The following is a 13,001-nucleotide window of genomic DNA, read 5'->3' on the forward strand; positions in this document are numbered from 1 at the left end:
GCTAAAACAAAATTTTCATGAAAATTATTATCGCTGGTGCGGGAGAGGTAGGGTTTCATCTTGCTAAACTTCTTTCGTTTGAATCGCAAGATATAACCTTAATAGATACCGATCGCGAATCATTAGCAAATGCTGATACACATTTGGATATACGTGTAGTAAGAGGAGACGCAACCTCAATATCAGTATTACAAGATAGTAGAGTAGCCGAAACAGATTTAGTTATTGGGGTTACTTCAAGTGAAACTACCAATATTACACTTTGTGTTTTAGCTAAAGAATTAGGTGCCAAACGAACTATTGCCCGTATTTCTAACACCGAATTTATTGAGAAAAAGGACGACGTAGGTTTTTCTAAGTTTGGAATTGATGAGCTTATTTCTCCAGAATCGCTAGCTTCCGATGAAATTGAACTTCTTTTAAATCAAAGTGCATTTAATGAAAGTTACGAATTTGAAGAAGGCGAACTAACCATGATTGGTTTAAGCCTATCAGGAGCTTCTGCATTCGTTGGGAAAACAGTTAAAGAAGTCGCTAAAATTTATCCAGATTTAAAATATGTGCCTATTGCGCTTCAACGATTTGGGACACAATATACAATTATACCTAGGGGTGATACTCAGTTTAAACAAGGTGATCAAGTTTATTTCACCACTGTAAAAAAAGGAAATGAACAAATCTTTAAACTTTCTGGTAAGAGTAAACAAGACATTAAAAATGTGATGATTCTTGGTGGTAGTAAAATTGGTTACAAAACAGCCAAAGATTTATGCAAGGCAAAGTTTAAAGTGAAATTAATTGAAAGCAGTAGAGAGAAAGCTTTCGAAATTGCAGATGAAATACCTAGTTGTTTGGTTATAAATGGAGATGGTAGAAATGTAGATTTGCTTTTAGAAGAATCTCTTGAAGACATGGATGCTTTCATTGCTGTAACAGGGAACAGTGAAACCAATATTATGTCTTGTTTAGTAGCGAAATCGAAAGGAGTTAAGAAAACGATAGCGCTTGTAGAAAACATGGACTATTTTCAATTATCGCATTCCATAGGAATAGATACCCTTATTAACAAGAAGCTATTGGCTGCCAATAATATTTTCCGTTATGTAAGAAAAGGAGAAGTTGTGGCTATGACTAAGTTGAATAATATGAATGCAGAGTTGTTAGAGTTTATGGTGTCGTCGCATTCTAAAGTATGTAACAAAAAAATAAAAGATCTTCATTTTCCTGATTCTGCAATTATTGGGGGTGTAGTTAGAGACGGAGTAGGGATTATTGCCTTAGGAGATTTCCAAATTAAACAAGGAGACAGAGTGGTAGTATGTTGTCTTCCACAATCTATAAGTAAGGTTGAAAAACTATTTGTGTAATGAACTCCCTCACCAAGCTAAACTTTAAGATTATAGCGCATTTAATGGGTCTGTTGTTCGTCGTGAATGGCGGATTTATGCTTCTATCTGCAATAGTTAGTTGGTATTATAGTGATGGTGTTTTAGCCCAAATGATTTATTCTGGGTCTGTAGCGCTTGGGCTTGGAGGGGTGGTTATGGTTTTAACTAAAAATCATAGAAAAGAAATTCAAAAGCGAGAAGGGTATATTATTGTAACCTTTGGTTGGGTTTTTATGGCGCTTATAGGAACACTACCTTATCTTTTTACGGCAGCAATCCCAAATTTTACCGATGCTTTTTTTGAAACTATGAGTGGTTTTACAACTACGGGAGCATCTATTTTATCTGATATTGAAGCGGTACCTAAGGGTGTGCTTTTTTGGCGAAGTATTACACATTGGATAGGAGGTATGGGAATAATCGTTTTGGCAATAGCTATTCTCCCTTTATTAGGAATAGGGGGGATGCAGCTTTTTGCGGCTGAAGCTCCGGGACCTGGAGGTGATAAACTTCACCCTCGAATTACCGATACTGCAAAACGACTTTGGCTTATTTATGTGGGATATACCATAGCAGAAACAATTCTTCTTAAGTTGGCTGGGATGAGTTTTTTCGATGCTATAAACCATTCGTTATCGACATTGAGTACGGGTGGGTTTTCTACCAAAAACAATAGTGTTGCTTACTGGAACGACAACCCTTTGGTGCAATACATTATTATATTTTTTATGTTCTTGGCCGGTAGTAACTTCGTTCTAAGCTATTTTGCTTTCAAGAGAAAGTTTCAGAAAATATTTCAAGATGAAGAGTTTAAAATGTACGCCGCGATTGTATTAGGGTTTACGTTACTAGCAGCTTTATTGATTTATTTTGAAGCAGATATGTCACTTTCTAGTGTTGTTCATCCAATGGTTTGGGGACCATTTGAAAGCGCAGTTCGCCACGCATTGTTCCAGGTGCTTACGGTAATAACAACTACAGGCTTTATAAGTGCAGACTACACCGCATGGACACCATTTTTAACTATATTTTTCTTTGGAATGATGTTTTTAGGAGGATGTGCAGGTTCTACTTCAGGAGGAATAAAAATTATGCGTCATCTAATAATGATAAAAAACGGTGTGTTAGAATTTAAAAGAACACTTCATCCACATGCAATTTTGCCTGTGAGATACAACCAAAAAGCTGTACAGCAACCTATTGTATTTAATATATTGGGCTTTTTTATACTCTATATGCTTTCATTTATAGTTGGAACATTAGTCTTCTCATGGGTGGGCTTAGATTTTAAAACAGCCATAGGTGCAGCTGCTTCAACACTTGGAAATATAGGACCCGCACTTGGTAGTCTAGGTCCAGTTGACAACTATGGGCATTTGCCCGATGCTGCAAAATGGTGGTCTAGCTTCTTGATGTTAATAGGAAGATTGGAGCTGTTTACAGTACTTATCTTATTAACTCCATTTTTCTGGAGAAATCGATAATTGGAATTTGAAATTCCAAATTCCAAATCCAGGATTCAGGATTTGAGGATAATAATTAATTATACCCACTTCATTATTCTGAGGGTTTTTATAACCTTGTAGGTCTAACTCTCCTCTTCAGTTTTTATAAAAAATGAAGCTTTAATCGATAGTTGATTTTGGAATTTACTAAGGAAGCTCAAGATTTATTTTTATTTCACTTTTACTTGTTTTGCCAAATTTTTAGCTTTTTCAGTTACTTCTGATATGTTTCCACCTACATTATCATAGGTTAAAACAACGCCCATTCTTCGATACGGGCGGGAAGTTGGTTTTCCAAAAATTCTAAAATCTGTATTAGGTGATGCAGCTACTTTTTCAAGTCCGCTGTAAATTGGATTATCTGAATTTTCTGAAGCTAAAACTACTGCACTACAGCCAATGCGTTCTTGAGTTATTTCTGGAATTGGAAGTCCAAGTACGGCTCTTAAGTGTAATTCAAATTCGTTGAAATTTTGTGTTTTTGCAAGGGTTACCATGCCGGTATCGTGTGGTCTTGGAGAAAGTTCAGAAAAATAAACGCCGTCATCAGCCACAAAGAATTCTACTCCCCAAATGCCACAACCGGTTAGGGCAGTAGTAACTTTTTCAGCCATTTGTTGTGCTTCCTTTAAAACATCACTTTTCATTGGGGCGGGTTGCCAACTTTCCATATAATCGCCACGTTCTTGACGGTGGCCTATGGGTGGGCAGAAAAGTGTTTCTCCGTTGCGTTGTGTTACGGTAAGTAATGTAATTTCATAATTAAAATCTATAAAAGCTTCAACTATAACTTCAGCCACATCACCACGGGAACCCTCTTGTGAAAAGGTCCAAGCGTTTTCAATATCTGCTTCGGTTTTAATGGTGCTTTGACCTTTTCCGCTAGAAGACATTAATGGTTTTACCACGCATGGCATCCCAATTTCCGAAACTGCTTTTTTAAGACTTTCGGCTGAGGTTGCGTATCGATAAGCTGCGGTTTTTAATCCTAATTCTTTTGCAGCTAAATCACGAATGGCTTTGCGGTTCATAGTGAAATTAGCTGCCTTCGCTGAAGGAATAACTGTATAACCTTGCTTTTCATATTCATAAAAACGCTCCGTACGGATGGCTTCAATTTCAGGAACTATATAGTCTGGTTTGTATTTTTCAACTAAAGCATCAAGGGCCTTACCGTCTAGCATATTTATAACTTCGGCAAAATCTGCGAGTTGGGCTGCAGGTGCATTTTTATAACTATCAACAGCTATAACTGTTTGTCCGATTCTCTTGGCGGCAATGGTGAATTCTTTGCCTAATTCTCCGCTTCCTAATAATAAAATTTTGGCCATTTATCGATTTTTGGTAAAAATACAGCAATAGATTTCATAAAAAAACCCAAAGCAAATTTTATGCTTTGGGCTTTAATGTTAATTGTAAAAAATAATTATTTCACAATTATACGTTGTACTCTTCCGGTATCTCGATTACCAACACGGATTAGGTAAACTCCTTTTGCTACATAACCCATATCTAGTGTATAACTATAGGTCCCTCCTTCATTTTCAAGTTTTCTAAATAGTAGTCTTTGCCCTAAAATATTATAAACAGACAATTGAAGATCTTTTGAGTAATCTTGAGTTTCCACTTTAATATCGAACACATTGTTATCTAAAGATAAAACAGTAAGTCCGCTCTCATTAAATATTGAATCTCCAACTCCTAATTCTCCTATTTGAACGCTGTAATCTTCTGTTTCTCCAAAGGTTGTTTCTTCACAGGCATCATTAGGAACAGGAGCATTCCAGTTCGTTTTAGCACGCATTAAATGTTGTCCTATAGCAGCATCTGCAGGAACTACAAATGGAGTTGTTAATGTAAAAGTACCCGTTGTTTGGCCTTGGCCAATAATTACATTATTTACAACAATTTCATCTTGTGAAAACACAAAATCGTCGTTAAAATCAACCCATACACGAACATACTGATTACCATAGTTGGTTTTTAAGGTAAGGTCGTAAGTAGTATCCGGATCCATAACCCCAATTTGATCGGTAAAGTCAGCATATCCTTCACATTCTGATGGGTTGTCAATGGTAGTTAAATTAAACAATCGTAAACCATCTCCTGAATTACAGTTCATTGTTGGAGTACAATTCTGATTAGTAATTACTACGGCTATCGCATCATTAGAAGTATCACTATCATTAGGTAGCGATGTGTATGCGCTTAAATCGTAACTTCCAAAAGATGAAAAATCGCCTGTTTGGGTAAAGGTATATGTGATCTCTGAATTCCCTTCTAACGGTCCTGCAACAGTTTCAGTAACAATTGATCCTTCTAGATTAAATGAAACATCAAAATTTGATTGTGTTTCACCTCCAAAATTTGTAATTGTAACAGTTATTTCTTCTGAGTCACTTAGTTGTGTACCAGAGGTAGGCGAGGAGATGTCACTCACCCCAATGTCATTCGGCTCTAAGAAGGTGACAGATTTTGTAAGCGAATCGTTGTCTGTATTTTCATCACCAGCCATATTTGTTGCAGCTGTAATAGAGTAGGTTGTGCCAACTGTTCCTAAATTTGCAGTCGCTGTAAACGTGTATTCAGCTGTTGTTGCAGAAGGAATTGTTCCTGAAAATGTTTCAGTAACTACCGTGCCATCGTCAACCTGAAAAGTTACTGGGAAGTTGGAAGCGCTGTCTTCTCCATAGTTGAAAATAGTAATCTTAACAGTTTCACTATTTGAAAGTGTTCCAGATTCAGGACTGTCTATGCTTACTACCCCAACATCTTTATTGAAGTTAGGAGCAATTTGAAAAACACCTACAACGTCTTTTCTACCGTTGTTCATATATTCGTTTATATACCAAAACTCCTTATCGTTTACAGGGTCGATATCAATTTTACTGTAGTCTCCATATCGCAATCCAGGAATATTTTGATTTCCAGCTGCAATTAATTCTTCACTGATAGTCATGGTGTTTAGCGGATCATTTGCAAAACGCCCTGTATAATATGAACTTACTCTTTTCGAAGTAGGGTCTGGCGTATTCGGACCAGCCATTGCAGTATATCCCATAGCAATATTACCTTGTAAATCCATCATCATACTTCCATGCCAAGCGTGTTTTCCATCAGGGGAAGTATGTGTGCCCTCTTGGTAAATACTCCATGGTTGTCCATCGCCATCTTGACGCAGTTCGAACCAACGGATTCCCGCAAGTTCACCACCAGTTGCATCCGTATCAACAACAAAATTAAATACCGCAGAGTTGTGAGTGTTAAATTTCCTGAATTGGGCCTGATTCATAATAGTTGCCTGAAGTGCATCAATTGCAGCGCCACCACCAGGTTGAGATAGATTAGAAAAACTTCCGCCGTCAAAAACTGATATAAATGGAGTCGTGATTAGTTCAATTGGCGATGTAATTGTGGAATTGGCAGGAGTTGCCCAATCAACATCAATAGTCCATAATTTTACATGATCTTGTGAAACACCAGACCAAGCATCGTCTTGAAGATAAACAATAGGAGCCGCCCCAGGAGCAGGAAGGTTATTGCTGGTTACGTTTAAGGCTTGCGGACTGTAAAAGCCATTTCTTACAATTCCAGGAAGTGGAAATCCAATAATTTTAGCTGAAGCATCTCCATTAAGCATTTTTGAACGCTCCATAGCATATACCTTATTGGTTGCACTAGTGTTATCCGTCATATAATATCCGTCACTCCAGATTGAAAGTTTTTGATAGTCGTTAATTTGAGCAATATTATAAACATACCATCCGTCATTTACTGGGTCTGGCCCATCCGATACTGCTATTTGAGCACCATTCCCAAGAAATGTAATTACAAATCTATCAGCTGCATTGTCATAAGAAACAGTTAAGTCGCAACATCCACCATTAGGAAAAATAGTTGGATTAGGGCTTAATTGTCCAGTTAAAGGGTTTCCACTTTTATCGAATATTCTGAAGCCAGTATTAAAAACAACAAACACGTGGTTAGGGCCAACACCAACGGCAGGATCGGTAGGTTGTGAGTTTGATGAAGCAGCATCAAATACTAGCGAAGGGGTACGTCCCTTTAGGGCTTGTGTTAATTTATGAGGGTTTCTTACAAAGAAATCATCTTCAATTTGAGGGTCTTTTCCAGGTACAATTAAGTTTCGCGATGCTCTTCCATCTTGCATTACAGATTTTTTAACTCGTGCAGGAGGTAATTCGTTCTGTGCGGCTTGGGAGGCAATTGAAGGAACGTGCACTACATTTCCTACTGTACCTACATAGGTGGCTTTGGTTCTATCCTGTGCTTGAGCGCCAAACACTAAAGCAAAAAGAATTAGAAATAATGTAAATTTTGATTTCATTAAAGTTAGTTTTTTGGATTTTAAAGTGCCTAAATTACAGAGAATTTATAAAAACAAAACAGGATTAGTTGTTTTTAACTAATCCTGTTATTAAAATATTACTCTTTGAAAAATATTATTAAGAAAGGGCCTCTTTGATTCTTAAAATGGCTTCTTTAATGTCGCTTTCTGAAGCAGCATAAGAAAGTCTAATACAATTAGGGTCTCCAAAAGCCTCGCCGGTAACAGTGGCTACCTTGGCTTCTTCTAATAAATAAAGTGATAAATCTGAAGCGGAATTAATATTTTTTCCACGAAGTGTTTTTCCAAAGAAATAAGAAATATCTGGGAAAACATAAAAGGCACCCTCTGGTTTATTAATCTTAAAACCATCAATTTCGGAGAGTAATTCTAGTATAAGTTCTCTTCTTTTCTTAAAAGCATCCACCATAAATTTAATTTTACTAGGTGGATTCTCTAAGGCTGTAATTGCGGCTCTCTGAGCAATAGCATTTGCTCCACTAGTAACTTGACCTTGCATTTTGTTGCAAGCTCTTGCAATCCACTCTGGCCCGCCTATATAACCAATACGCCAACCCGTCATGGAAAAGGCTTTTGAAACCCCGTTAACAACTACGGTACGATCGTACATGTCTTCAAATTCAGCCATAGAAGCATGACCTCCACTAAAATTAATGTGCTCGTAAATTTCATCGCTAATTACTATTACATGAGGGTATTTCACCAACACATCAGCTAATTTTCTGAGTTCATCTTTACTGTAAACCGAACCACTTGGGTTGCAAGGTGAACTGTAAATAATCATTTTAGTCTTTGGAGTAATAGCAGCTTCTAGTGCTTCTGCTGTAACTTTAAAATCGGTTTCTATTGTAGTTGGAATTTCTATTGGAACTCCTCCAGCAACTTTGCATTGGTCTGCATAACTCACCCAATAGGGTGCTGGAAGTAAAACTTCATCCCCTTCATTTAAAAGGACCATAGTTAAGTTTGCTAAAGATTGCTTGGCACCTGTAGATACTACTATTTGAGAAGGTTTATATTCAATATTATTATCTCGTTTAAATTTGTGAATTATAGCGTTTTTAAGCTCACCATAACCATCTACAGGAGTATATGAATAATAATCGTCTTTAATGGCTTGAATTGCAGCATCCTTGATGTAATCTGGAACTGTAAAGTCAGGCTCACCAAGACTTAACCCAATAATGTCTTCTCCTTGGTCTTTAAGTTCTCTAGTTTTGGCTGCCATTGCTAACGTAGCTGAGGTTGCCATCGCATTTACGCGATTTGAAAGTCTTTTGTCCATAATAATTAAGCAGTTAGAGTAGCAGGTTTTTGCCCCATTTCTCTTAAATGTCTAAAATGGGCAGCTATTGCCTCTCTGGTAGTTTTATATTCTTTATAAGGTAAATTGAATTCTTTTGTGGTGCTTTTTACAATTTCAGAAATTTTCTTGTAGTGAATATGACTGATGTTTGGAAAAATATGATGTTCTACTTGGTGGTTTAATCCGCCAGTATACCAATTTACAATAGGATTGTTTGTAGAGAAATTCACTGTAGTAAATAACTGGTGAATAGCCCATGTATTTTTCATAGTACCGCTTTCGTCTGGAAGGAAGACTTCGGTGTCCTCAACCACGTGAGCAAGTTGAAAAACAATACTTAAGATCAATCCAGCAACGTAGTGCATTATAAAGAAGCCTATTAGTATTTTCCACCATACAATGTTGAAGAATAAAATTGGAATTATTATCCATAAGGATACGTAAATAATTTTAGTGATTACTAAAATACTCCATTGTTTTACCGGACTAGGGAATTTGCCGTAGGATAGTTTTCTAGCTAAATACCTTTTAGTTTGAAAAAAATCTGTAGTTAGTACCCAGTTAAAGGTTAGTAAACCATAAAGTAATACGCTATACCAGTGTTGATATTTATGGAAACGTTTCCATTTAGAGTGTTCTGAAAATCTAAGAATACGTCCTGCTTCTAAATCTTCATCGTGACCGTGAATGTTTGTGTAAGTATGGTGAAGCACGTTGTGTTGTACTTGCCAGTTATAGACGTTTCCTGCAAGAATATACATACTGCTGCCCATAACCTTATTTATCCATTTTTTGGATGAATACGACCCGTGATTAGCATCGTGCATAACGTTCATTCCCACGCCAGCCATTCCTACTCCCATAATAATGGTGAGTAATAATTGAGCCCATCCAGGGAAGTTTAGTGTAAGTAATAAAAAATAAGGGGTAAGATAAAGTGAAAACATAATAATTGTTTTCAGGTGAAGTTTCCAGTTTCCTGATTTATCAATTTCGTTTTCTTTGAAATAATCGTTTACTCGTTTATTTAGTGTTCTAAAGAATTTGGCGCTATCCTTTCTTGAAAAGTTTAAGTTTTTTTGATTCATGTAATAGTTAACAAGGGTAATTTAATTTGTAGATTCAACAAAAATAGACATCTTTTATGGAAATCTAGTTGTCGAAATTCACAATTTTAGTTAAGATAACCTACTTTTGCGACTTATTTACAAATATGGAGCTAATTTTAAAATATTTCCCGCAACTTACTGATATTCAGAAGGAACAGTTTAGTCAGTTACAAAAACTCTACCAAGACTGGAATTTAAAGATAAATGTAGTATCTCGAAAGGATATAGACGAACTATACTTAAGACATGTTTTGCATTCACTTGGAATTGCAAAAATTCAAACTTTTTTGCCAGGATCTAAAGTTTTAGATGTTGGTACAGGAGGAGGTTTTCCAGGTATTCCTCTAGCTATTTTATATCCAGATGTTCAATTTCACCTGGTAGATAGCATCGGAAAAAAAATAAAAGTAGTAGATGAAGTAGTAGAAGGTTTGCAATTAGAAAATGTAAAGACTACAAATGCAAGAGTTGAAACTATTTCAGAAAATTACGATTTTATTGTAAGTCGTGCCGTAGCTCAAATGGAAACATTTGTACATTGGGTAAACGGAAAAATCGCCAAAAAGAGTTTACACGATCGCAAAAATGGGATTCTTTATCTAAAAGGAGGTGATTTAACAGAGGAATTAAAAGTGTATAAAAATGCTGAAATTTATCCTTTAGAAAATTACTTTGAAGAAGAGTTCTTTGAAACGAAAAGTGTGGTGTATTTACCGCTTAAATATAAAGGATAAGCAAAGTTGCTTTGGGTAGAATATTAATTCAAATTAGTTGGTAGCCCTACAAAGCCACATTACGTTTAAATATTTGTAAGAAACCATTGCAGTGCAAGGATGGTTTTTGCATCCTTAAATTCTGTGATTTTCGAATGAATATCAGCTATGGGTAACTTGACAAGTTGAATATCCTCATTTTCTGTTTCAACTCCACCTCCTTGTGAAATTTTGTCTTGAACTGAAACCTCTGCAAAATATAAAAATATACGTTCGGTGCTAGCCCCGGGTGACGTGTAGAATGTATTTATTAGTTTTGGGTTTTCAATTTTATATCCAATTTCTTCTAGTACTTCTCTGATAATACAATCTTTAGGATTTTCATCTTTTTCTAGAGATCCAGCCGGAATTTCGAGCAGCCATCCGTTGTGGTGTTTGCAAGTAGGATATCTAAATTGATTGGTTAGGAGTAAGCTTTGCGATTCCTTTTCATATAAAAGTATTGCCACAGAGTCACCTCTTTCAAATGCTAAACGTCTAACTGTTATTTCACTTCCTTTGAAAGTGTCGTGGGTTATGTTTCCCTCGGTTATTTTATAGTGGTCATCAAATATTGTTTTTTCTCCTTTGATAGTATATTTCATTTTTTTAATGATTTAAATTGCATATTCATACAGTATACCTGAGGTAGGGTTAAGGTATAAAAAAACCCCGAACGAATCGGGGTTTTCAAAATATGTACTTCCAAAACTATTTAGTAACTAAAAACTTCTTAGTTGTAACCGAGTTATCTTTAGAGATTTTAATAAAATAGGTTCCAGCTTGTAGATTAGCAACATTTATTTGAGCGTCTACATCAATGTTATTTTGAGTTAGAATTAATTTTCCTAAAATATCATAAACTTCGATATTTGCATTTTCAGCATTCTTAAGGTTAAGAACTGTACTTGCTGGGTTAGGATAAAGAGCAATGTTTTCAGTGCTAAATTCGTTAGTACCTAATACACCGTTACTACCAAACTGTCCTGTGGTTTCAGCCCCCCAATTACCTACTGCGTAAAACAGTTGGGTTCCTTCACTATCAGTTAAAGTGAATCTTGTTCCACCGTCTCCCCAAGTGTCTATCCCAGTAAATAGATAGCAGTCTTCGTCCAAATTAAATGTAAGGTTTACTGTAGTGTTGTTAGGGTAAGGTCCTCCATTTTCGATAATGTTTCCATTGCTATCTCTAAGGTTCCAACGGCACTCAGATCCATATGCATCGGTACGAATTTCTAAGTTTACTGTTCCAGTACCTTCAGCTGCTTGGTCAAAAGTGGTAGATTGTGAGTTGTTAGAGTTATCGTCGTCGTTAGGGATAGTAACCTCCAGTGTGTTTGTGCTATTTAACGTATAGGTTACTGCTGGTAAAGAAACCGTCTCCGATCTAAGCGATAATAAGTTGCCAGTCCATGTAAATGTGTGCGCTTCACCATTAATTGTGTATGTAATAGGTAGCGAAGTAATTGGGTCTGCGCCTAAATTTTTGATTACTACATTGGCTGATAATTCAGTATCACAAGTAGGTTCTATTTCAGGAATTTCTGCTATCGCAGCATCATTATTATTTGTTAGACCTGTATATGTAGGTAAACTTGTAACACCAGTAGGTATTTCTTGAGTAGTTTCTGTAATAAATACAACTACTTTCATATCAGCAAGATCTGTAGGAACATCTCTATAGTCTGCCGGTATAGTATAAGTGAAAGTACGATCGATAAAGCTTCCGGCTGTAGTATTCGTAATGTCTTCACCCCACTGTCCGGTAATTAGATCAACCAAACGATGCATATGGTTGTAATTGCTGCCTTGACCTCCACCACTTTGAGGTCCTTTGGTGTTATCTTGTAATACAGCCACATTCAATTTGTTTGTAGATTCAACACTGCTACTGGTATAATAAGCTTCTACGTGAACTGTTAGCTCATTGGTTTGCACATTTATATTTGCTTCGGCAGCTACGTTTACATTTGAAGCAGTTCCTAAAATTTGGTTAGCTCTACCTGCCCATTGTGTTCTATCAAGTATAGTGTTATTTCCAGAAAATACGTGACGGTTAACCGTTCCAGATGGATATCCAGTTAAACCAGTTTGTGCAGCAATGGCAGCACCGTAATTTGTTCGGAAATCAGGGGCATTACCTGAAGGATTCGCAAAACCACCAGTGTGGATGTTTATTAACGAGACTCTGTCGGGATTAGCATCTTTAATAGCTTGAGCACGTGAATGTCCGTCTGGACAAAATTGACAATAAATTCCTGTGAATTCTTCTAAGACAACATTTTTGTCTTGAGGGGAAGTTGATACAATAGTTTGCGCGTACGAGCCAAATGCAAATACTGTAAAAACTAAGGAAAGAGATAGTTTTTTAAACATGATTTTAGTTTTTTAGGAGTTTTAAAAGATTTAATACCTACAAATTTACCATTTTCATTGAAACAATGTTAATAAAAGATTAAAATTTTTACACAATTAAACAATTTTAATAAATAAACAAATAAAACGTTTGTTCTTACATAAGTATTTGATTTTTAGTGTTTAAAGTGATTTTAACAAGTGTTAAAAATTCAAA

At 36.2% G+C, this 13,001-nt stretch carries 9 protein-coding genes; 3 read left to right on the plus strand and 6 right to left on the minus strand.

Annotated elements, in window-relative coordinates:
• Positions 1-17 precede the first annotated feature (17 nt).
• On the plus strand, positions 18-1,367 hold the full coding sequence (gene trkA / locus H4O20_RS04455) for a Trk system potassium transporter TrkA (protein ID WP_139855789.1): 1,350 nt from the start codon (positions 18-20) through the stop codon (positions 1,365-1,367).
• On the plus strand, positions 1,367-2,872 hold the full coding sequence (locus H4O20_RS04460; RefSeq protein WP_139855790.1) for a TrkH family potassium uptake protein: 1,506 nt from the start codon (positions 1,367-1,369) through the stop codon (positions 2,870-2,872). Before trkA ends, H4O20_RS04460 begins: the two co-directional genes overlap by 1 nt.
• Positions 2,873-3,063: 191 nt before the next feature.
• Here H4O20_RS04460 and purT read toward each other — a convergent pair whose 3' ends face one another.
• The 4 genes from purT to H4O20_RS04480 all read right to left on the minus strand — a co-directional run bounded on the left by purT (position 3,064) and on the right by H4O20_RS04480 (position 9,656).
• Entirely contained in the window at positions 3,064-4,224 is a 1,161-nt protein-coding gene (gene purT / locus H4O20_RS04465) for a formate-dependent phosphoribosylglycinamide formyltransferase (RefSeq protein ID WP_185098412.1), read from the minus strand.
• Positions 4,225-4,319: 95 nt separating this feature from the next.
• The gene (locus H4O20_RS04470; RefSeq protein WP_185098413.1) at positions 4,320-7,241 is read right to left on the minus strand and encodes a GEVED domain-containing protein; all 2,922 of its coding nucleotides are present in this window, start codon (positions 7,239-7,241) and stop codon (positions 4,320-4,322) included.
• Positions 7,242-7,359: 118 nt separating this feature from the next.
• Positions 7,360-8,547 (minus strand): pyridoxal phosphate-dependent aminotransferase, encoded by a 1,188-nt coding sequence (locus tag H4O20_RS04475; RefSeq protein WP_185098414.1) that lies wholly within the window; start codon positions 8,545-8,547, stop codon positions 7,360-7,362.
• Between the two features lie 5 nt (positions 8,548-8,552).
• Entirely contained in the window at positions 8,553-9,656 is a 1,104-nt protein-coding gene (locus H4O20_RS04480) for an acyl-CoA desaturase (protein ID WP_139855794.1), read from the minus strand.
• 125 nt (positions 9,657-9,781) lie between these two features.
• Between H4O20_RS04480 and rsmG the strand changes: the two genes are divergently transcribed.
• Positions 9,782-10,411, plus strand: a complete 630-nt coding sequence (gene rsmG / locus H4O20_RS04485; RefSeq protein ID WP_185098415.1) for a 16S rRNA (guanine(527)-N(7))-methyltransferase RsmG — start codon at positions 9,782-9,784, stop codon at positions 10,409-10,411.
• Between the two features lie 65 nt (positions 10,412-10,476).
• Here rsmG and H4O20_RS04490 read toward each other — a convergent pair whose 3' ends face one another.
• On the minus strand, positions 10,477-11,034 hold the full coding sequence (locus H4O20_RS04490) for an NUDIX hydrolase (protein ID WP_139855796.1): 558 nt from the start codon (positions 11,032-11,034) through the stop codon (positions 10,477-10,479).
• Positions 11,035-11,140: 106 nt separating this feature from the next.
• Positions 11,141-12,805, minus strand: a complete 1,665-nt coding sequence (locus H4O20_RS04495; protein ID WP_185098416.1) for an Omp28-related outer membrane protein — start codon at positions 12,803-12,805, stop codon at positions 11,141-11,143.
• Positions 12,806-13,001 lie beyond the last annotated feature (196 nt).

The sequence above is a fragment of the Aequorivita sp. 609 genome, assembly GCF_014212065.1.
In the GTDB taxonomy this organism is placed as follows: Bacteria; Bacteroidota; Bacteroidia; order Flavobacteriales; family Flavobacteriaceae; genus Aequorivita; species Aequorivita sinensis.

What these genes read in the sequence shown, in the direction of transcription:
- trkA (WP_139855789.1), top strand. Translation starts at nt 18, where the DNA reads ATGAAAATTATTATCGCTGGTGCGGGAGAGGTAGGGTTTCATCTTGCT.
- H4O20_RS04460 (WP_139855790.1), top strand. Translation starts at nt 1,367, where the DNA reads ATGAACTCCCTCACCAAGCTAAACTTTAAGATTATAGCGCATTTAATG.
- purT (WP_185098412.1), bottom strand. Translation starts at nt 4,224, where the DNA reads ATGGCCAAAATTTTATTATTAGGAAGCGGAGAATTAGGCAAAGAATTC.
- H4O20_RS04470 (WP_185098413.1), bottom strand. Translation starts at nt 7,241, where the DNA reads ATGAAATCAAAATTTACATTATTTCTAATTCTTTTTGCTTTAGTGTTT.
- H4O20_RS04475 (WP_185098414.1), bottom strand. Translation starts at nt 8,547, where the DNA reads ATGGACAAAAGACTTTCAAATCGCGTAAATGCGATGGCAACCTCAGCT.
- H4O20_RS04480 (WP_139855794.1), bottom strand. Translation starts at nt 9,656, where the DNA reads ATGAATCAAAAAAACTTAAACTTTTCAAGAAAGGATAGCGCCAAATTC.
- rsmG (WP_185098415.1), top strand. Translation starts at nt 9,782, where the DNA reads ATGGAGCTAATTTTAAAATATTTCCCGCAACTTACTGATATTCAGAAG.
- H4O20_RS04490 (WP_139855796.1), bottom strand. Translation starts at nt 11,034, where the DNA reads ATGAAATATACTATCAAAGGAGAAAAAACAATATTTGATGACCACTAT.
- H4O20_RS04495 (WP_185098416.1), bottom strand. Translation starts at nt 12,805, where the DNA reads ATGTTTAAAAAACTATCTCTTTCCTTAGTTTTTACAGTATTTGCATTT.